The 20,326-nt window shown below is 34.6% G+C and carries 23 protein-coding genes; 12 read left to right on the forward strand and 11 right to left on the reverse strand.

Annotated features, from left to right (window positions below):
- Positions 1 to 130: 130 nt before the first annotated feature.
- Genes AS161_RS05550 through AS161_RS05560 form a run of 3 tightly spaced genes read left to right on the forward strand, consistent with a single transcriptional unit; the run spans position 131 to position 2,395 of the window.
- Positions 131 to 1,261 (forward strand): NADP-dependent malic enzyme, encoded by a 1,131-nt coding sequence (locus AS161_RS05550; protein ID WP_164542080.1) that lies wholly within the window; start codon positions 131 to 133, stop codon positions 1,259 to 1,261.
- A gap of 22 nt (positions 1,262 to 1,283) precedes the next feature.
- Positions 1,284 to 1,691 carry a hypothetical protein gene (locus tag AS161_RS05555; protein WP_164542081.1) on the forward strand — a complete coding sequence of 136 codons (408 nt, stop codon included), beginning with the start codon at positions 1,284 to 1,286 and terminating at the stop codon, positions 1,689 to 1,691.
- A 26-nt stretch (positions 1,692 to 1,717) separates the two neighbouring features.
- A complete protein-coding gene (locus AS161_RS05560) occupies positions 1,718 to 2,395 on the forward strand; it encodes a DUF554 domain-containing protein (protein ID WP_041256816.1) in 678 nt (225 codons plus the stop codon).
- Positions 2,396 to 2,466: 71 nt separating this feature from the next.
- Here AS161_RS05560 and AS161_RS05565 read toward each other — a convergent pair whose 3' ends face one another.
- The 3 genes from AS161_RS05565 to AS161_RS05575 form a co-directional block, all read right to left on the reverse strand.
- Positions 2,467 to 2,823 carry a class II SORL domain-containing protein gene (locus tag AS161_RS05565; protein WP_164542082.1) on the reverse strand — a complete coding sequence of 119 codons (357 nt, stop codon included), beginning with the start codon at positions 2,821 to 2,823 and terminating at the stop codon, positions 2,467 to 2,469.
- A 44-nt stretch (positions 2,824 to 2,867) separates the two neighbouring features.
- The gene (locus AS161_RS05570; protein WP_164542083.1) at positions 2,868 to 3,371 is read right to left on the reverse strand and encodes a rubrerythrin family protein; all 504 of its coding nucleotides are present in this window, start codon (positions 3,369 to 3,371) and stop codon (positions 2,868 to 2,870) included.
- A gap of 109 nt (positions 3,372 to 3,480) precedes the next feature.
- The gene (locus tag AS161_RS05575) at positions 3,481 to 3,894 is read right to left on the reverse strand and encodes a transcriptional repressor (RefSeq protein WP_164542084.1); all 414 of its coding nucleotides are present in this window, start codon (positions 3,892 to 3,894) and stop codon (positions 3,481 to 3,483) included.
- A gap of 256 nt (positions 3,895 to 4,150) precedes the next feature.
- Between AS161_RS05575 and epsC the strand changes: the two genes are divergently transcribed.
- The 7 genes from epsC (at position 4,151) to pyrE (ending at position 10,289) form a co-directional block, all read left to right on the forward strand.
- Complete coding sequence (epsC, locus tag AS161_RS05580; RefSeq protein WP_164542181.1) at positions 4,151 to 4,816, forward strand: serine O-acetyltransferase EpsC; 666 nt, start codon at positions 4,151 to 4,153, stop codon at positions 4,814 to 4,816.
- Positions 4,817 to 4,849: 33 nt separating this feature from the next.
- Positions 4,850 to 5,731, forward strand: a complete 882-nt coding sequence (locus tag AS161_RS05585) for a cysteine synthase family protein (RefSeq protein ID WP_206518782.1) — start codon at positions 4,850 to 4,852, stop codon at positions 5,729 to 5,731.
- A gap of 549 nt (positions 5,732 to 6,280) precedes the next feature.
- The gene (locus AS161_RS05590; protein ID WP_164542085.1) at positions 6,281 to 7,453 is read left to right on the forward strand and encodes a dihydroorotase; all 1,173 of its coding nucleotides are present in this window, start codon (positions 6,281 to 6,283) and stop codon (positions 7,451 to 7,453) included.
- The gene (locus tag AS161_RS05595; RefSeq protein ID WP_011993647.1) at positions 7,434 to 8,174 is read left to right on the forward strand and encodes an oxidoreductase; all 741 of its coding nucleotides are present in this window, start codon (positions 7,434 to 7,436) and stop codon (positions 8,172 to 8,174) included. The genes AS161_RS05590 and AS161_RS05595 overlap by 20 nt, the downstream gene beginning before the upstream one ends.
- On the forward strand, positions 8,165 to 8,995 hold the full coding sequence (locus AS161_RS05600; protein ID WP_011993646.1) for a HisA/HisF-related TIM barrel protein: 831 nt from the start codon (positions 8,165 to 8,167) through the stop codon (positions 8,993 to 8,995). The genes AS161_RS05595 and AS161_RS05600 overlap by 10 nt, the downstream gene beginning before the upstream one ends.
- Before the next feature lie 56 nt (positions 8,996 to 9,051).
- Positions 9,052 to 9,714 (forward strand): orotidine-5'-phosphate decarboxylase, encoded by a 663-nt coding sequence (gene pyrF, locus AS161_RS05605; RefSeq protein WP_049751081.1) that lies wholly within the window; start codon positions 9,052 to 9,054, stop codon positions 9,712 to 9,714.
- On the forward strand, positions 9,702 to 10,289 hold the full coding sequence (gene pyrE, locus AS161_RS05610; RefSeq protein WP_011993644.1) for an orotate phosphoribosyltransferase: 588 nt from the start codon (positions 9,702 to 9,704) through the stop codon (positions 10,287 to 10,289). Before pyrF ends, pyrE begins: the two co-directional genes overlap by 13 nt.
- A gap of 39 nt (positions 10,290 to 10,328) precedes the next feature.
- Here the strand turns inward: pyrE and AS161_RS05615 are convergent, their stop codons facing one another.
- The 8 genes from AS161_RS05615 to AS161_RS05650 form a co-directional block, all read right to left on the reverse strand.
- Positions 10,329 to 11,102, reverse strand: coding sequence for a hypothetical protein (locus tag AS161_RS05615; RefSeq protein ID WP_148202029.1), 774 nt, complete (start codon positions 11,100 to 11,102; stop codon positions 10,329 to 10,331).
- Positions 11,029 to 11,841 carry a Cof-type HAD-IIB family hydrolase gene (locus tag AS161_RS05620; protein ID WP_011993642.1) on the reverse strand — a complete coding sequence of 271 codons (813 nt, stop codon included), beginning with the start codon at positions 11,839 to 11,841 and terminating at the stop codon, positions 11,029 to 11,031. Before AS161_RS05620 ends, AS161_RS05615 begins: the two co-directional genes overlap by 74 nt.
- Positions 11,825 to 12,610, reverse strand: a complete 786-nt coding sequence (gene rsmA / locus AS161_RS05625) for a 16S rRNA (adenine(1518)-N(6)/adenine(1519)-N(6))-dimethyltransferase RsmA (RefSeq protein ID WP_011993641.1) — start codon at positions 12,608 to 12,610, stop codon at positions 11,825 to 11,827. The genes AS161_RS05620 and rsmA overlap by 17 nt, the downstream gene beginning before the upstream one ends.
- 33 nt (positions 12,611 to 12,643) lie before the next feature.
- A complete protein-coding gene (locus AS161_RS05630; RefSeq protein ID WP_164542086.1) occupies positions 12,644 to 13,288 on the reverse strand; it encodes a hypothetical protein in 645 nt (214 codons plus the stop codon).
- 64 nt (positions 13,289 to 13,352) lie between these two features.
- Positions 13,353 to 14,645 carry a tRNA (N6-isopentenyl adenosine(37)-C2)-methylthiotransferase MiaB gene (miaB, locus tag AS161_RS05635; protein WP_011993639.1) on the reverse strand — a complete coding sequence of 431 codons (1,293 nt, stop codon included), beginning with the start codon at positions 14,643 to 14,645 and terminating at the stop codon, positions 13,353 to 13,355.
- Between the two features lie 74 nt (positions 14,646 to 14,719).
- Positions 14,720 to 15,325 (reverse strand): uridine kinase, encoded by a 606-nt coding sequence (udk, locus tag AS161_RS05640; RefSeq protein WP_011993638.1) that lies wholly within the window; start codon positions 15,323 to 15,325, stop codon positions 14,720 to 14,722.
- A 12-nt stretch (positions 15,326 to 15,337) separates the two neighbouring features.
- On the reverse strand, positions 15,338 to 16,441 hold the full coding sequence (locus AS161_RS05645; RefSeq protein ID WP_148202028.1) for an ROK family transcriptional regulator: 1,104 nt from the start codon (positions 16,439 to 16,441) through the stop codon (positions 15,338 to 15,340).
- Positions 16,442 to 16,492: 51 nt separating this feature from the next.
- Positions 16,493 to 17,713, reverse strand: a complete 1,221-nt coding sequence (locus tag AS161_RS05650) for a glycosyltransferase (protein ID WP_011993636.1) — start codon at positions 17,711 to 17,713, stop codon at positions 16,493 to 16,495.
- A 352-nt stretch (positions 17,714 to 18,065) separates the two neighbouring features.
- Here AS161_RS05650 and AS161_RS05655 point away from each other — a divergent pair, with 352 nt between their 5' ends.
- Both AS161_RS05655 and AS161_RS05660 read left to right on the forward strand, forming a co-directional pair.
- Positions 18,066 to 19,310 (forward strand): ABC transporter substrate-binding protein, encoded by a 1,245-nt coding sequence (locus tag AS161_RS05655; protein ID WP_164542087.1) that lies wholly within the window; start codon positions 18,066 to 18,068, stop codon positions 19,308 to 19,310.
- 147 nt (positions 19,311 to 19,457) lie between these two features.
- Complete coding sequence (locus AS161_RS05660; protein WP_164542183.1) at positions 19,458 to 20,306, forward strand: sugar ABC transporter permease; 849 nt, start codon at positions 19,458 to 19,460, stop codon at positions 20,304 to 20,306.
- The last annotated feature ends 20 nt before the right edge of the window (positions 20,307 to 20,326 follow it).

Below are 20,326 nucleotides of genomic sequence, written 5' to 3' on the forward strand. Positions count from 1 at the left end.
ATTCTAATGTTAAAATTCAGTTTCACTTTTTAAAAATATTATATCATACTTTGCGGAGAAAATATATTATTTCAATAAAAAGAAAATAAAAAATTATTTTAGAAAATACACAGAGGAGGTTTTATTCGATATGGATGCAATCCAACTTCACGAAGTTTTAAATGGAAAATACAGGATAATACCTACAATTGAAGTTACAGAGGAAAATCTAAAATTATTATACACTCCCGGAGTTGCAGACGTTGCAAAGTTATGTGCGGAGAACCCAGAAAAAACTTTTGTACACACCAGAAGGAAGCATACTATAGCTGTATTAAGCGATGGAAGTGCGGTGCTTGGTTTAGGGAATATTGGTCCATACGGAGCTTTGCCAGTAATGGAGGGAAAAGCAGTATTATTTAAACAATTTGGCGATTTAGACGCGTTCCCAATTTGTATAGATACACAAGATGTTGAGCAAATAATTAACATAGTTAAAGTGCTTGAACCTTCGTTTGGTGGAATAAATCTAGAAGATATATCTGCGCCAAGGTGTTTTGAAGTACTTGAAAGATTGAATAATGAAATGAATATCCCCGTATTTCATGATGATCAACAAGGTACCGCTGTAGTTGTTATAGCTGGGTTATTGAATGCTTTAAAATTAGCTGAAAAGAAAATTGATGAGGTCAAGATTGTTGTCAATGGAATAGGCGCCGCTGGTTACAATATCGTTAAATTGCTAATTGAAATAGGGGCTAAACATATTGTACCTTGCGATATAAATGGTATAATAAACAGAAAAACAGCTTTGCATAAGTATCATTTGGAGGTAAGTGAATTAACCGGTAATCTCAATAATTCAGGTAATTTAAAAGATGCTATCATCGATGCGGATGTCTTTATAGGCGTATCAAAAGGTGGTATATTGAAAGGTTCCGATATAAGAAAGATGAGCAAAAAACCGATAATTTTTGCTCTAGCGAACCCTGTACCAGAGATTTTTCCAGATGAAGCGTATGAAGACGGTGCATTCATAGTTGCGACAGGTAGATCAGACTTTCCAAACCAGGTTAACAATTTACTTGCTTTTCCTGGTATAATGAAAGTGGCTGTTGAAAAACAGGTAAAGATTACTAAAGAAATGTTGATAAGAGCAGCTGAAATTTTGTCAAATGTTATAGAGCCAAAAAAAGAGTGTATATTACCAAAGGCAACAGATAGAAGAGTTCATGATGAACTTTATTATGGGCTCTTACAATTTGTTAATTCAATAATTTGAATGTTATTTGGAGGTGGATTTTATGTTCAGAAAAATTGCACTTGTTCTCACCTTGTTTATTTTACTTTTAAGTTCTCTTGTTTTTTCATCATCAAGTAAGAGTTATTTGTATGTTTCATTTAGTGCTGATAACTTTGTTGGTATTGAATTAAGGACATACACGGATAGCTATAACAATTTATTTTTAAACATAGGAGTTAATTACATAAAAGGTGGCATTAGATTTTCATCAAAAACAACAAATGGTTTGTACTTAAGCCCCATGGTTTTTGTTGATTATAAGGGATATCTCAATTTTGGTCTTGTTGCTGGGTGGTCAACAGTCATTCAGAATTTAAATGGGATGGAGTTTTTTATAGAAGGTGGTGGAAGAAATATTCCACAAAAACCGGAAGCGTTTGTGACGTTTGGAGCCAATTTAAAATTTTAAAGTCTTGAATGTTGGGAGGAGACAATTTGAGAGAATTTCTTCCAGCTTTTGTCAATTTTATAGCGGTTATAGTCGGGAGTTTTTTGGGAATATTGTTTAAAAAAGGTATTTCTGAAAGTTATAGGAAAATTTTGTTTATTGCGGTAGGTTTATCAACAATCGGAATAGGTATAAAGATGATTTTGGATGTCAATAATTTTCTTATCGTTTTGTTTTCTATGGTTTTAGGTGGAGTAATTGGTGAAGCGCTTAATATTGAAGGATTTTTAAGTAAAATTGGTGACGCGATGAGAGAGGGGGATTTCTCAACAGGTTTTGTTACAGCTTCTCTTTTGTTTTTAGTTGGTCCAATGACTATCGTTGGGTCAATAACAGCTGGTTTGAAAGGTGATGGTACGATAATTTATACAAAATCATTGTTAGATTTTGTTTCTTCGATAGTTTTGGCTTCAACTTACGGATTAGGTGTTATGGTTTCAGCTGTAAGTGTATTGGTTGTTCAGGGTACGATTACGCTTTTTGCAAGTAAACTTTCATTTTTAACTCAACCACTTTATTTAAACGATTTAATTGCAATAGGTGGTTTGTTGGTTATTGGTATAGGTTTAAGGATATTAGAAATCAAAGATACAAAGGTTGGTAACTTTTTACCTGCGCTTTTTATAGAACCAATTATTGTTGCTTTGGTAAGTTTGTTTAAATAATTAATTTTGTCAAAATTAAAAACGGCAGCCAAAAAGTGGCTGCCGTTTTTTTCTATTAATGCATATTCAAATTACTCTTCGACTTTTACATCCTTTGAACCTTCCCAAAGGCCATGGATATTACAGTAAGACAACGCGATGAGTTTTGAATTCTTTTCAAGTTTAATCTTTGCCTTTATAACAGGTTCTTCTAGTGTTGGTGAAAATTCATATCTTCCTATTCTAAGAATATACGGAGCACCTTCTGGCATTGCGTAAAGTTCAATCCATGCAATATGGTGCTCTACAAGGTTTGGATGTGGAATTTCTTTTCCAACGCTGACTTCAACTTCAAACCATTCATTTTTCTTGACCGAATCAGGTGCTTCTATAACTGGAACATGCTTTTCTCCTTTAAAATCGCCGCTTTTTACGTATTCCCCTAGCATTTTTTATTCCCTCCTTGTATTAAAGTTTGGTAAAAATTTAAGATTTAAAATTCAACAAAAGCAGATTTTGGAGCACCGCAAACTGGACATTTTTCTGGTGCTACGTCTTCTGCTGTATAACCGCAAACTGGACAAATGTAAATTTTTTCAGCATCGTAATCTTTACCCTCATTTACAAGGTTCAGTGCCTTTTTGTACATCTCAGCATGGATTTTTTCGGCCTCAAGTGCATAGTGTGTGCTTATCTGCGCTTCTTTTTCCTCTTGGAGTTTAGCTGTTTCGTTATAAACTGGGTACATCTCTTCAATTTCAAATGTTTCACCAGCTATACACGATTTAATGTTATCAGGTGTGTCACCAAGCTTCTTAAGAGCTTTAAAATGGTTTCTTGCATGCACAAACTCAGCGTAAGCTATTGCTTTAAAAGCGTTCGCTAATTTTTTGAGTCCTTTTTTCTCAGCTTCGTCAGCGAATATAAGATACTTCATGTGAGCCATAGATTCACCCGCAAATGCGTCTTCTAAAAACTTCTTTGTCATCTCCCTCATAACTACACCTCCCCTTTCCAGTGATGATTTTACAATTTTGAAATACTTTTTAACCCTTTTACAAAGTTTTAAAAAGCGTTCGTTTAGAATTATTATTTGGTTTAATGGTTTAAACTTCTTGATTTGTTTTACATTTTTCACATATTCCAACTAACGTTAATTGGACATGATGAACTTCATGATTGTCTATTGAATTAATTTCTGGTAATTCAACTTCTAATTCAACATCATAAACTGTTTTACAATTGGTGCAATAAAAATGATGATGGTTTTTTCTTACAAAATCGTATCTTATTGCATCTGGTGTGATTATGATAGAGACCAACCCAGCATCCGCAAGAGCTTTTAAAGTGTTATATATAGTTGCCCTTGATATGACAGCGAGTTTTTGTTCTTTCTTGAAATGATAGTATATTTCATCAGCTGTTGGGTGCGAGTAAGTGTTCATAAGGTACTCGAGAATCTCCACTCTGTGTACTGTTGGTTTAACACCCTTTTCCTTTAACAATTCAGTAACGTTCACTTTTTATGCCTCCTTTTAGTTTGCACTGTTTGCACTGGTTTATTTTAATTCCAACATCTAAATTTTATTGTAGACAAAATCTAATTTTATTATATCACAACTTTTGGAGTTTGTGCAAGTGATTAAAAAATTTCTTGACAAATTTTGAAGAAGTGATAAAATTAGGTAAAACTAAGTACAAATAAAAAGTTATGGTTCAAGTGTTCTAATATAATCTCTAAATCATATATAAGGAGTGATTTTAAATGGGGTGCGCATGTTTCAGGTGACTATTTCAAATGAAAAAGAGACTTTTGGCAAAAAGATTATAAAACTTTTCAGTGAATTTTCAAGTCTTAGAAATACGCTTAGAGAAGACAAAGAGGCTTTGAAAAAATTTGATCCTTCCTTCGAAGTTTGGTATCAATATTGGTTTCACGCAGGGTACAAATCTTTAAGACTTTACAGGATTTCCAAAGCATTTTATGACTCAGGGTTTAAATTTTTTGGTTATCTTTTTTATCATTTAAATCGTGTTATTTATTCAGTGGACATCCATCCTGCTGCGAAGATATCTCCCGGTGTTGTAATTGACCATGGGACAGGAATTGTAATTGGTTCGACTGCCGAAATTGGAAGAGGAACTGTTATATACCACGGTGTAACTTTAGGTGCGAAATATATAACAACTGGTAAAAGACATCCAACTATCGGTGAAAATGTGATATTAGGGGCTGGGTGTAAAGTTTTAGGACCTATATATGTTGGCAATAACGTAAAAGTTGGAGCAAATTCAGTTGTACTGTATGATGTACCGGATAACTCTACAGTAGCTGGTATTCCTGCGAGAATTGTCAGTTCAAATAAAGCAAAATCTAGTTTAGAGGATGATTCAGTTTGTCGAAAAGAAATAGATAGTATTGAATTGACAAATACATTTTAAAAGTTATTGAAATTTTTAATGCCGAGGTGATTTTTGTTGAGTTACTTAAGTAAGATTTCAAGTATAAAGATTGGCAAGACACCCTTGATATATCTTGATAAGTATGGAATATACGCAAAGTTTGAAAGAAACAACCCTATGGGGAGTATCAAGGATAGACCAGTTTATTTTATGATTCGTGAAGCTGTTATATCTGGAAAGATAACTGAAAACACGATTATTGTGGAACCAACTAGTGGTAACACGGGTATCGCTCTTGCTTGGTTAGGAGCACGGTTGGGACTCAAAGTTATTCTCACAATGCCAGAGAGTGTTTCCGTTGAGAGAAGGAATATATTAAAAGCTTTAGGTGCGGATTTAGTTCTTGTCGAAAATATGACCAAAGCGGTTGAAAAAGCACAAGAAATTGTCTCAGAAAAAAAGGCTTTTATGCCTAATCAGTTTGAAAATCCAGCTAATTCGCTTGCGCATGAGATGACGACAGGACCAGAAATTTTGGAGGAGATGAACTTTTTAGTTGATGCATTCGTTGTAGGAGTTGGAACAGGTGGTACAATAACCGGTGTTGGAAGGGTTTTAAAAAGGTTGCTAAAAGAGAATGTCAAAATCTGTGCTTTAGAGCCATTGCAGTCCCCGGTATTAACTAAAGGTACATCTGGAAAACATAGAATTCAAGGTATAACTCCTGGGTTTGTACCTAAGATATTAGATAGGCAGTTGATAGATGAAATAATACTAGTCGATGATGAGGAAGCTTTAAATATGATGAAAATACTTTGGAAAGAGGGGTTATTTGTTGGTGTGTCTTCGGCTGCCAATCTTTTGGGAGCAATTTATATAAAAGAAAAGTACAAATTTGAGAGAGTTGTAACCGTTTTTCCAGATGATGGGACCAAGTACCTTTCTCTGATTTAATAAATAAAACAATAATAAAACAAACGTGTGCACGCCAGTGGCGTGCACACAAAAACAAGCGAACTTAAACTTTTTAATTTACAGCTCCCACCTATCCCCAGTACCCCCATTGTGCCTATAGTATAACATTTTTCATGAACGTGTGTCAAATTTTTAGTTTGTTGTCTTTTAAAAATGTTCAAAAATTATTTTAAATAAAAGATTTTTACAACTTTTAGTTTTGTCTATAAGTTGTTGTTGACATTTTAAAAAGTATTTGATACAATACCACACGAGAGTTTCTTAAATAAAAAAAGGGTGGGTATGATATGGTTAATTTGGTCCAGCGAGGCCAAGACCGATTGAGTGTACGCTTGAACGAGGCGAAGAATATACAAAATAATAGGATTTTAACTAATCAGCGAAAGAATGTTTTTAGGGAAGATTTCTTACTTTCCTTGAATTGTTTTTCCACTTTGTCGTTAGCCAATAATAGTTTTATATATTTTAAAGCAGGACCTTCTTTTATGAAGGTCCTGCTTTTATTTTAGTGAGAAAAGGGGTGAGAGAGTGGAAAGCTTAAAAGTTTACAACATTTACAAAGGTAAGATAGAAGATTTTGAACTAAAAGATATCGAACTTGATTTTCCCGAGAATCCGGCAACTACCAATGGACTTTTGCTTTCACCACCGTTTGTTGATCTGCATACACATGTTAGACTTAATGGAGGAGAAGATTATGATTCTTTAACGAAAGCGGCTGTAGCGGGAGGATTCCTTATTGTAAATTTGCAACCAAATACAAAACCGGTTATAGATTCTTTGGATATTTTGAATGCACATATTAAATTATCAAAGGATAAAATTGTCCATTATAATTACACAGTTAGTTTATTCGGAAATGTCGAAAATTTAGATGAGGTAAATAACCAATTCGGCGGGAGGATTACTGGATATTCAACGGACGGTATACGCTATCATTCAGAAGATTTGGAAAATGGATTTAAGGATAAAAAGCCGTATTTGCTCTTTGACCACTCTCAATTACATGAAATTCCAGGTGATTTTTACATTGGTACAAACCTTCCAAATAGTGTGCGAACCTACTCAAACGAATCAATAGCTATATTTAGAACTGTGATGACGGGTACGGAATTTGGTTTTAATAAGTTTCATATCCAGCATGTTTCAACTCTCCAATCGATAGAAACAATAACTTACCTTAAAAAATATGCCCAAATAACTTGTGAAGTTACACCTCATCATGTATTCTTCACGCCTGATATGATTTCCAGTCCAAATCAAAAGATAAATCCACCAATATCCAAATATAGAGATGAACTTATTAAGGCTGTTAGAAGTGGAATTATCGATACTTTTGCGACAGATCATGCTCCTCATCCAGAAAAGCCGGTAAGATACGAAGACGCACCTTATGGGAGTTCGCATATAGAAGTTGCCTTTTCAGTTTATTTAACGATTTTTGAAGATATAGAGTTGGTTTTGAAAAATTTGACTGTGAAACCTTTGAAGATTTTAGGCAAAAGTTATGCTGACTTTAATATGAATTTTCCAAGCGATGCAGTTCTTATAGATACAAAAGCTGAATATATCGTTGATGGAAATAACTTTTATAGCAAAGGTAAAAATTGTGCGTTTAATGGATACAAAGTTAAAGGAAAAGTACTTGGAGTAAGAAGAAACGGAAGGTGGGTGTATTGGGATGGGGAATTTATCGAATAAATCAAGTGAAAAGATTAAAAGTTATAAACTATCGAAGAAGGAAGTTTTTCAAATCACAGCTGATACCTATTTGATAGTTTTTGAAGGTGGAAGTTTCGATTTTGATTGTGGTCAATTTTGTATGATTGATGTTGATTCATACGGACTTACAAGAAAACCATTTACTTTGGGAAAATTTGAAGGTAACTTGGCAATTTCTGTAAAAATAGTTGGTGATGGAACAAGGTATATTGTTGAAACAAATGAATTGATAGATATCCTTGCGCCGTTAGGTAATCCATTTATGCCAGGAGAACCAGAAAGAGCAAGAGAAAGCAATGGAGTGGTTGTTGTCGCTCCTTCGTGTTTTGCTGAAGGATATTTTATTTCTCAAAAATTTAATGTGCCACTTTACGTGACTTCAAAAACGCCTTTTTCTGAAAAATTCGTTGAAAAGTTTAGAGATAAAAATATGGAATTTATAGTTGGAGATAGTGAATTTTTGGGTTTGACAGAAAGACTAAACGATTCTGATTTTGATTGGATTTTTGTTTCAGGTTCAAAAAATATGGAAAAGATAGCGGTTAAAAATTTGTATAAGAAAATAGTTTACATTTCTCTTAATGAATATATGGGATGCGGAATTGGTGCTTGCAAGAGTTGTGCGGTGGAAAGTAAATATGGAATAAAACATGTTTGCACAGATGGACCTGTGTTTCGGGGTGATGAAGTATGTCTATAAGGAAATTAAATCTTAGGAGCCCACTGATAATAGCTTCCGGACCAGGTGGATTTGGGGAGTACTTAAAAATCGAAGGTATCGAATGGAATAAATTAGGAGCTTATACATCGAAAACTGTAACTTATAAACCTAAAGAAGGGAATAGGCCACCTCGCATGTATGCAAAAGGTGGTTATTTGATAAATAGAATAGGTTTAGAAAATCCCGGTGTGCATTCTTTTATCAAATCTCTTGAGAATGGAGAATACGATGAGTTATTTGATAAAGTGCCTGTGATTTTAAGTTTAGGTGGTGATTTCTTCGAGGAATATTTATCGATTACAAAGATAATAAAGCCTTATACTAGTAAATTTATAGCTGTTGAATATAACTTCTCTTGCCCAAACGTAAAACGTGGCGGGCTTTCGATAATGTCAGATATAGGTGAGTGGAAAAATTTATTGAAAGAAATTAGAACAGAAGTACCTGATGTATTTCTCATAGCTAAATTGGGTATCGAAGGAGGTTTTGTGGAGGAAAACGCGGCAATTGTAAAAGATACTGGTTGGGATGGAGTGACGGTTATAAACACAATTAGAGGACTTATGTTTAACGATGAAGGTGAGATGATTTTAGGAGGGCTTTCCGGTCCAAATCTTCTTCCTATAGCTTTAAGAGCAGTTTATGAAGTACGAAAGAGATTGAGTGATATTTTTATCATCGCTTCAGGCGGTGTTTATAAACGCGAAGATGTTGAATTATTTTTAAAATTGGGTGCGGATGCTGTAAGTGTTGGAAGCGCTTTGTTCAAAAATGAAAAGGTTTTGAATGAACTCTTATAAAAATTTACTAAAGGGAGGATGTTCTTATGCTTAGTATTTTAAATGATACTGGCACCATGGGGGAAAAGCTTGAAAATTTTGAGACGAAGCTGTACGTTAAGACCGAACCTGTGCTAAGTTTGGATATGGAAGAACCTATTGAGTTTATAAAAAAATATGGAAGTTTTGATTACGTAAAAGTTGGACATAACCTTGCAGTGAACGGTAAAAAAGTTATCGATACATTGTACGAAATGGGTTATAAGGTTATATTAGATTTGAAATTTTCAGATATTCCCTCGACTGTCGCTAGATCGATAAAATCTTGGGACCATCCTGGAATAGTTGGCTTTACCGTACATGCGAATGCCGGAATAGAGGCTGTCCGCGCAGCGCTTGAATCAACTGATAAACATATCTTTTCGGTTATTAAACTTACGTCACTGCCCGGAAAATTAGAAGATTTTAAACTGATTATCATCGGACTTTCGAGATTAGGTTCATCATTTGTCTTACCTGGTACTTGGGCTGTTGTTATGAGAAAATTCATAGGTGGAAAGATTCTTGTACCTGGTATAAGGATGCAGCAAGGTAAAGATGACCAAAAAGATGTTGTGAGTTTGTGGGATATACTTGGTATAGCTGATTTTGCAGTCATAGGTAGGGAAGTCTATAAGTCGAATGACCCTGAAGGAAAAATTAGGGAGATTAAAGAGAAGGTGAAAATATGGAAAGAGTAATCGAAATTTTAAAGAAAACACAAGCACTTTTGGAAGGACATTTTATACTTTCTTCGGGACTTCACTCAACGAATTATGTACAATGTGCAAAGGTGTTTGAATATCCGGAATATGGTCAAGAAATTGGGAGATTGATAGCTGAGAAAGTAAAAGAGCAAGGTATAGAGTGTACAGTTGTAATTGGTCCGGCTCTTGGTGGTGTCATAGTTGCATACGAAGTCGCAAAGTTCCTTGGAGTAAGGTCTATGTTTACTGAGCGTGAAGATGGAGTAATGAAATTAAGAAGAGGATTTGATTTAACAACAGATGACAAAGTTTTGATTGTCGAAGATGTTGTCACAACTGGAAAATCTACATTTGAGGTTGTTGAAGTTGTTAATCAATACAGTGCAGAAGTCGTTGGCTTTGCAAGTATAATAAACAGATCGGGGAAGGAAAATCCATTCGAAGATAGTGGTAAAAAATACACGTATCTTGTAAAATTTGACTTCCCAACTTATAAACCAGAAGAATGCCCACTTTGCAAAGTGAATATTCCAGCTGTAAAGCCTGGGAGCAGAAATATAAAAAAATAATTTTTAAATCAATAACTGGATTGAAAAATGCTTTCAATTTTACCACGGGATCCTACCGGGTCCCGCTTTTTTTCCCAAAATTTTTTTAGCTTCTTCAATTACAAACTCTTCATCTGAAAATACAACAATTCCATTATTTGAAAACGGCTTTTTAATTTTAATATCTCCTTGACTGATGTATATTATGGAATTTAGAAGTACATTTCTTCTGATAGATTCACCATTCGGTAAACTTATACTCCAATAAAGCGGTGTGTATCTTCCGTTCAAAAATTCGTAACCATCACTTGTTTCTAATATAAAAACCCCGGTATAACCTAAATTTCTTAGTAAATTTGCTTTACCAGAACTTTCTACAATTACAGGGTATGTAAGCTTTCGAGTTATCAGCGATGAGACGAGATTCGTATCTATCTTACCTCTACCGTCGAAAACAGGTATTACACCTGCGATAGATAAACCTGTTGCGAATTTTTCATAAACATCAGCTGTTATAAACGGAGATTTGTTTACACGGTAAAAGTAATCTTCATCGTCTATACTGAGTGAATCGATAGGACCCATAATATAATATGCGTATCCTTGGTTTTTAACATGAGCTCCTACGTACTTTCCAACGTCGATTATCAACGATAGATTACCAAGACTTCCTAATGTAAGTAAACTTACATCTTTTAGTATATATTCTAATCTTTCGTCTGAGATGAATTTTTTACTATAAAAATTATAGAAATTTGCGCTAAACGATGTACTCAGGAAAAAGCTGAGTAAAAGCAAAGTACACACCGTTTTCTTCATTGGATTTACTGACAAAATCAGCCACCTCTTTCAGTTTTTCCACAGCGTTTGATACTGCAATTTTTCGCCCTGCAACTTCAAACATGAAGATATCATTTTCGTTATCTCCGAAAACTATAGTCTCACTTAAATCGAATTTAAGATAATCGGCAAGAAAACGAAGAGCGATACCTTTATTTGCATCAGCGGGAACTACATCAAGGAATATAGAAAAACTTTTGAAAACTGTCGCGGAATTTCCAACAACGTTTTTCAAGTCTGGAATTAAACGGTCAAGAAGTTCTTGATCGCCAATTCCAAGGATTTTTATTGGGGGTTGATGAATTGCTTTTAAATCATCAACAACAGTGTATGGTACCTCAGCATGCTTAGAATATAACTTTATTTCTTCGTTATCTTTTTCCGTATAAAGAATATCTTCTACATAAGTTTGGACATGGATATTGTTCCTTCTAAAGAAATCAATTACCTTATGAGCAGTTGATAATTCAAGAGTTTTTTCAAATATGAAGCCTTTATCTGGTACATAAACAACGGCCCCGTTGTAGGATATTATTGGAAAAACATCTTCTCCGAAAACTCTATCAAGTAATTTTTTGGCTGAAATGTGCATTCTGCCAGTTGCGAAAACGACATTGTCGCCTTTTTTTAGAATATTCATTATCAGTTCTTTTGTTTCTAATGGAAATTCGTTTTTTGGAGTTAGTACCGTACCATCAAGGTCAAAAACAAAAGTTTTAGTTTTCCTTACCATAAACCATCCTCCATAAGCTTAAGAATTCTTCAGTAGATAATTCTTCAGGTCGTGCATTTGTTTTAATGTTTAAGTTTTTAAGTAAGTTCTCAATTTCTTCCTTTGCCATTCCCATAGATTTTAAGTTATTTGAAATTGTCTTTCTTTTCTGTGAAAACGAATTTGAAACGAAGGTCCAATAACTTTCGAATTCAGATAAATTAGAAAATGGGAATTCTTTTTTCTTTGTGATTTTCAGCACAATGCTATCGACATCGGGATTTGGTACGAATGCGCTTTTTGGAACCAACAATAACTTCTCAACATCGGCAACAGTTTGTAGTACAACTGTTAAGAAACCTCTGTTAGAACTACCAGGCTTTTCAAGTAGTCTTTCACCGACTTCTTTTTGCATCATTATAGTTAGCATACTGAAATTTGTAAATAAAAGCTTTTTTAATATAGGAGCCGTTATATAATATGGAATATTCGAAATACATTTATATCCATTTGGAAGAAAGGATATATCCATTTCTAAGAAGTCTTCAAATATTATTTTTACGTTATCGTATTTTTCAAGTCTTTCTTTCAGTATCGGTTCCATTCGATTATCTATTTCAATAGCAAAAACAGTTGCACCGGTTTTAGCCAGTGCAACTGTTAGAGTTCCTGCTCCAGCACCTATTTCAAGTATCGTATCGTTTTTTTCTACGTTAGAAAGTCCTACTATCTTCTCTGCATAAATTTCGCTTGAAAGAAAATTTTGCCCAAGTGATTTTTTTAGTGTCACACCATATTTTTTTAAGAAATCTGATGTCTTCAGTTATTTCTTCACCCTTTCAACTGTTATTCCATTTGAGTATTCCATTTTCACAATTCCAAAGTTGTCTGTCGTTATAGTTATTTCCGTTCCTTCGTATGAAAAGCTGTATTTATCTTTCGAAATTCTCTTAAGTTGAGCAATACCCGTTGCCTTTTCCGTTTTTGATGGGTCAAACAACGATTGTGGAATGATAATATTCATTGTCGGTTGAGGCATTCTTAACATCATCTCAAAATGAGGGATTATAAAGTTATTGTCTAAAATTACAAAGTTTGGTGAATCAAAATTGAATGTTTTAACAGATGGTGACTTTGGATTATAATACATATAAAGTGTTATACCTACTCTTCCGTTTTTGTTTGTACCAAGTATTTTTGCGACAACTTCGTTGTTTGTCTTGAAAGTTGCTTCGTATATTTGGAACATTCCATTTTTACCACACAATGTTCTTGCCTCAACAACATACTTTTCACCATACTCTATTTCACTGACACTTATCCAGCCATTTTTTGTCTCCTGTACTTTCACAGTACCTAATTGCATGTTGTCTACTTTTACAACATACTCAGCAGCCATTACATGAATTGATAGAAGAACTAAAAGAACCGTGAAAGTAGTAATAATAATATTTTTCGTGGGTTTCATAATTTATCACCTCCGTTAAAAAGCATACCACACAAACCTTAAAATTTCATTAGAATTTCCAAAATTAGTCTAAGATTTTTTTAATTTCACCGTACAAAGGTCCTGCGGATATTTTATTCACTTTTACAATCACATTTTTACCAATCGATTCCGGGTTAGCTTCAAACGAAATTATTTTATTTCTGATATCTCTTCCATAGAACAAGCCATTTTTTGCTTGTGCTTCCACGATAACTTCAACTTCTTTCCCAAGGTAGCTTTTATTTAGTTCCTTATTTATAGTTTTCTGAAGGTTTAGAAGATACGACATCCTTCTGACTTTAACCTGATAAGGCACATCATCTTTTAAATATTTCCACGCGACAGTACCTTCACGTGGAGAATAGACTGCTAAATTTAATCTTTCAAATTTCAATAACTTAACAAGTTCGACAGTAGCTTCAAAATCTTCATCATTTTCACCAGGAAAACCAACAATTATATCGCTTGATATCGATGCATCTGGTACTATCTTTCGAATTTCGTTAATCAAATCAATGTATTCTTGCCGTGTGTATCTTCTGTTCATAGCTTTCAAAATTTTATCACTTCCGTGTTGTACCGGAAGGTGAATTGAACGCGCGACTTTTTCGCTTTCGAGCATCACCTTTGGAATTTCAAGTGAAAAGTCCGTTGGATAAGATGTCAAAAACCAAAGTCTTTTGACGTTATCAATTTGTGAGGCTAATTTAAGCAGTTTTGCGAGAGATGTGCCATCTCTTAAATCTTTTCCGTAAGCATCTACGTTTTGACCAAGGAACGTGAACTCTTTGTATCCTCTTTGTGAAAGAGATTCTACCTCTTTAAGTACCTCGTCGATTGGTCTAGATTTTTCTCTTCCACGTGTGTATGGAACTATACAATATGTACAGAATCTATCACAACCGTGTATAATTGTTACCCAAGCATGGTGGTTTGATGAACGTGTTTCGACTTTATGATACTCGATTTCATCCAACGTATCTTCAAGATAAATTTGTTTGTTTCCATTTTTAGCATTCAAAACTGCATCAGGAACTTTTGTAAGAGCACGCGTACCTATAACAAAAGAAACACCTCTTTTAAAGAGGTTTTCTTTTTCTTTTTCAGCAACGCAACCCATTATTCCAATTTTTTTACCTTTTTTTCTTAATTTGCCTATATGACTGTAAACCTTTTCTTCTGATTTCTTTCTAACGGCGCACGTATTTAAAATCACAACATCAGCATCATTTTCGTCATCGGTTAGTTCAATACCTTCATCCTTCAAAAGTTGTTTAACGATTTCCGAATCATTTTCATTCATCTGGCAACCATAAGTAAAAATATGAACCTTCATTCTATACCTCCATATCTTTTATTCTAATTAATCTTTTTATATTTTCTTTGCTATGCCTAACTCTTTATTTAATTTTACACTAAATTTTGTACAAATTCAACAACTACATCTATTGCTTTTTCGTTATATCCACCTTTCGGAATTATTATATCGGCATGTTTTTTTGTGGGTTCAACGTAAGCATCATGCATTGGTTTAACAGTGCTAAGGTATTGTTGTATAACTGATTCTATTGTTCTTCCTCTTTCAAAAATATCCCTTTGAAGTCTTCTGATAAAACGTTCATCCCCTTCGGTGTCAACAAAGATTTTCAAATCTGCGAGTGCTCGAAGTTCTTCGTAGTAAAGCGCGAATATACCTTCTATAAGCAATATTGGCTTTGGTTCAATTATTGTGAAATTTTGTGTCCTTGTGTACTGTGCAAAGTCATAATCTGGTAAATTAATGGATTTCCCAGATAGTAACTCTTTCACGTGTCTAACTATAAGTGTGTGTTCAATCATATCGGGATGGTCGTAATTATACTTTTTTCTTTCTTCTAATGGTATATGTGACATATCTCTATAATAATTATCCATAGGTAACATAACGCATTTTTCGTTACCTATCCTTTCCATTATTTTTCTCGTAACCGTTGTTTTTCCGGAACCTGTACCTCCACCAATTAATATTATGTACACACAGCTCACCCCTTATTTTGAAAATTTTTTTCTTACAAAAGCAACGGCAGCTTCCAAGGAAGTTCCTCTCTCAACAACATCCATAACTTTACCATGTCGTACTCTAACGTTGAAATTTTTCGATAATTCATTTATTCTTTTTTCAAGCTTGTTTGCAAACCAAGTTGAAGTTCCTTCACCGTACAAAGTTATCTCATCAAGTCCAAGTATCATACTTATGTTCCCAACAACAAACGCAAGATTGTCAATAATTTGAGAATAGACACGTTCAGCGACTTCCTCATTCTGTTTATAAAGGTTTCTTACATCTTTCAATTCTTCCCAGAAAGTCTCTTCGTTTTCTATAAAATGAACGAAATCAATATTTTGACCTAAGTAATTTTTCACCGCAACGTAATCTGACGCAACAGTTTCAAGACATCCTTTAGCTCCGCAGTAACATTTTTCTTCACCATTTAGATAAATATGACCAAGGGGTATAACTTTGAATTCATCACGAGTAAAAAGTGCATGATATTCATAGTAACATGCACCTATACCTGTTCCGTAATTCAGTACGAAAACTTTATCATTACCAGTTGTTTTTGATTCGTATGCGGCTATTGCTTCCACGTCAGATATGATAACATAAGGAATTCCAAGGTTTTTTAATTTTAGAGACTTTACAGGATCGTACTTATCAAGTTTTAGTATAGTAGAGTAGACCTTATCCTCTACGACATTACCAGAAAAAGCTATACCGATACTATCATAATCATAAAATTTGTCAATTATGTTTTTGACTAAACTTGTTATACCATCGTTCGAGAGATTTTCGTGTTTAACACGATATTCTGACCTTTCAAGCTCTTCGCCTTTGGCATTGTAAAGTATGGCACGAATTTTTTCACGCCCAACACTTATAGACAAAACTTTCCAGGCGTCTTTTGAAAGCGAAATGAATTGAGGGGGTTTACCAAGGTTGGTATCCCCCTCTTCAATTTCTATATAACCTTTTAGCTTATCAAGTAAATAAGTCATAGTTGAAGGGGTAACATCGATAATTTCTTCGAGTTCTTTCCTACGAATTGTTTTATTTCGCAAGATTTGGAGAAGTATCTTTGCTTCATTTTTCAACAAAATTCCCCCAGCGTTTGTAACTAAATAATTATTTTGATAATTATTTTATCAACCATTAATCACACTTTCTATAACTTCAAAATATCTCTTAACATGAGCAGTTGATAAGTAAGTCGATCTTACTTTTTCTTTTGCATTCTTTCCCATTTTCTCGAGAATTTGTTTATTACTAAGCAGGTCCACAATAGCTTCAGAAAGTTCATTTACATCGTTTCTGAGGTATCCGTTTATACCATCGTCTATTTGTATTTTAACACCACCAACAGGTCTTGCGACAACTGGATGTTGTTTCCACATCATTTCACTTATAACAAGTCCAAACCCTTCTCTCGTAGCTGTGTGTAAACCTATTGTGGATAATCTTTGAATTCCATTAACTTCCAAGTGCCCTACTCCTTTGAGGTCCGTTAAGAAAAGAATATCTTTATCGGTACCTGCGTATCTAAGCACATCTTCAAAGAAAATCCAGCCTTCCGGATCATCTTTTGCCATTGCGGAAACAATTGCGAGTTGTACGTCAAATTTCTCTTTAACTTTTCTATATACATCTATAGATGAGAATAAATCTTTCCACGGATCAAACCTTGCAACTACGGTTATTAATGGCTTTGTCATGTCTATATTATACGTTTTCGCTATTTTTTCAAGTTCTTCTTTTGACATTTCTCTATTCTTGGGGCTTAGTGGATCGATGCTAGGTGGAAATTCAACAGCTATTTTATCAAATGGTTCTCTAACGTAATCCATTATGTGGAAAAGGGCTTTTTTGTACATATTCATCTTGGATGTAAGTCTGTTCCACACTTTCAAATTTGGTGTGCTTGTGTCTATATGACATCTCCAGATGTAATGTGCATTTCCGCTCTTGTAAAGCGGTATATAAGCAGGTTGTGGATCGTGAATGATAATAACATCTGCATCTAAATTTAGTTTTTTCGCGTTTTCTTCATTAACTTTTTCATAAAGGGCCCATTCTTCATCAGTAATTTCAATATCTGCACCTTGGAGTGTGTTATGTAGTTTTTTTGTAACATTGAAAAATTCCATAGGAGCTTCAAGTACTTCCCAACTCGCATCAACTCCAGCATCACGCATTAGTGGAACGATTGTCATCAGAAGTTCCGCAACTCCGCCACCGTACGCTGTTGCATTTACGTGAACAACTTTAAGTCCTTTCATCTTTTTTCCAATTTCGAATATCTTCTCTACATCATCTTTGGCAAAGACACTGTAATCGCTAAGTTTCTTCACTGGAAGTTCAACCGTCATCTTAATAACCTCCTTCTTGGTTTTTAGAATTAAAAAATTAAAGTATTTGAATGAAGACCTAATTTTTCAACTGAACTGTGGAAAATGAAACAATATTTCCACACATATATTCGAATTTCGAATATATTATCGGAATTTATTTTACAACATATTATGCATATTTCATCATACCAAAAATCCATTTTTTTTGATTAAAAAACTATATAAAAAACGTTTATAAGCGTAATATTAATTTTTTCACTTTTGTCCTTTGATTATTTTGAAAAAACAATATTTTGTGGTTTGAAAGATTATATGGTATATTCATTTTGAAATTCGAACATACCTACACTTAAAACTGGGAGGTGTTTGTATGAAGAAGTTTGTATTTGTGGCTTTATTGTTAGTTTTATCAGTGGTAACGTTTTCCAGGGTTACCATCACAATGACAGCGGGAGCGGTAGGAAAGGAACTTGAGGTTCTTTATGCGCAACTTGACAGGTTTATGAAAGCAAACCCTGATATCAAAGTTTCCGTTATGCCAATGCCAAATTCTTCTACAGAAAGACATGATTTGTATGTCACATATTTGGCATCGGGGGAAAAAGAACCAACAGTACTCATGCTTGACGTTATCTGGCCAGCAGAATTTGCTCCATATCTTGAAGATTTAACAGCTGATAAAGACTATTTTGAACTCAGTAAGTTTTTACCTGGTACAGTCAAGGCAGCAACAGTTGGTGGAAAGATTGTTGCAATACCATGGTTTACAGATGCTGGGCTTTTGTACTATCGTAAAGACCTTCTTCAAAAATACGGTTTTAAAGAAGCTCCAAAGACATGGGATGAACTTGTAAAGATGGCAAAGACAATCACAGCAAAAGAAAAGAATATGGTCGGGTTTGTATGGCAAGGCGCAAGGTATGAGGGACTTGTTTGTGATTTCATGGAATACCTTGTATCATTCGGCGGAGATGTGCTTGATGACGCGGGAAACGTTGTTGTTAACAGTCCAGCGGCTGTTAAAGCATTGCAGTTCATGGTTGATTTGATTTACAAAGAAAAGGTATCACCACAAGCAGTCACAACGTATATGGAAGAAGAAGCAAGAAGAAAATTCCAAAATGGTGAAGCGGTATTTATGAGAAACTGGCCATACGCTTGGGCACTTTTGAATGATCCAAAAGAATCAAAAGTCGCTGGTAAAGTTGGAGTTGCACCACTTCCAGCGGGCCCATCTGGGAAGTCTGCGGCAACACTTGGTGGTTGGATGCTTGGTATAAATAAAAATGCAACACCTGAAGAAAAAGCAGCTGCGAAGAAACTCGTAAAATTCCTTACAAGCTATGATGAGCAGCTTTACAAAGCAATCAATGCAGGACAAAATCCAACAATGATGGATGTTTATAAAAACCCAGAACTTAAGAAAGCTGCACCATTTATGGTTGAACTTTATGGAATGTTTATTAACGCAGTTCCAAGACCAAGGACAGCGAAATACAGCGAAATTTCTGATGTAATTCAAAAGTATGTCCACGCAGCTTTGACACAACAATCGACACCACAAAAAGCTATAGAAGACATGGCTAAAGAACTTAACAAAGTCCTCGGTAAATAATTTAGTACTTTAATATTTAGGCAACAATTTTTAGCTCCCACTACCTTTATATTCCCGCCGGGGACGAAAGTCCCCGGTTTCTGTAAATATATTCAGGAGGTGAAATCCTTGAAAGCCAAGACAAAAGAGACGGTAATTGCATGGTGGATGGTCTTCCCTGCTATATTAGTTATTTCTATCATAGCGTTTTTCCCACTCTTTAAGACTTTTTATGACAGTTTTTATGAATTTGGACTTAGGCCTGATATAGAAAGAAAGTTTGTTGGTTTTCGAAATTACATCGAACTATTTAAAGATGAAAGGTTTATATCTGCGTTAAAGAATACTATATTCTTTACTATTGTTTCTGTAGCTTTGGAAACAGCTTTTGGTCTGTTAATTGCACTTATAGTTAATCAACCATTCAGACTTAGAGGTATGGTAAGAGCTGCGATGCTTATTCCTTGGGCTATTCCAACAGCGATTTCTTCTCAAATGTGGAAATGGATGTTTAATGATCAAGGTGGAATAATATCAAAATGGCTTGAGAATTTGGGAATTATAGAACAAGGAGTTCCTATCCTCGGAAATCCAAAAACTGCTATGTGGGCAATTATAGCCGTTGACGTTTGGAAAACAACACCGTTTATGGCTCTTTTAATTTTAGCGGGTCTTCAACTAATTCCTGAAGAGCTTTACGAAGCAGCAAGAATAGATGGAGCAAACTTATGGAAAAGATTTACAAGTATAACTCTCCCGATGTTGAGGCCTACTATAGCAGTTGCACTTATTTTCAGAACTTTGGATGCGTTGAGAGTGTTTGACGTAGTGTTTATAATGACCCGTGGAAGTGTTAATACTGAAACTCTTGCTGTTTACAATAGGGTATTGCTTATGGATAGAGCATTTACAGGTGCATGGTTTGGTTACGGATCAGCGCTTTCGGTTGTTATTTTCTTGCTTATATCGATATTTGCAATTGTTTATATAAAATCACTAAAACTGCAACTTGATTGATTTTGTTTGATCAGTGAGGT

Source organism: Fervidobacterium sp. 2310opik-2 (assembly GCF_011057735.1).
In the GTDB taxonomy this organism is placed as follows: Bacteria; Thermotogota; Thermotogae; order Thermotogales; family Fervidobacteriaceae; genus Fervidobacterium; species Fervidobacterium nodosum.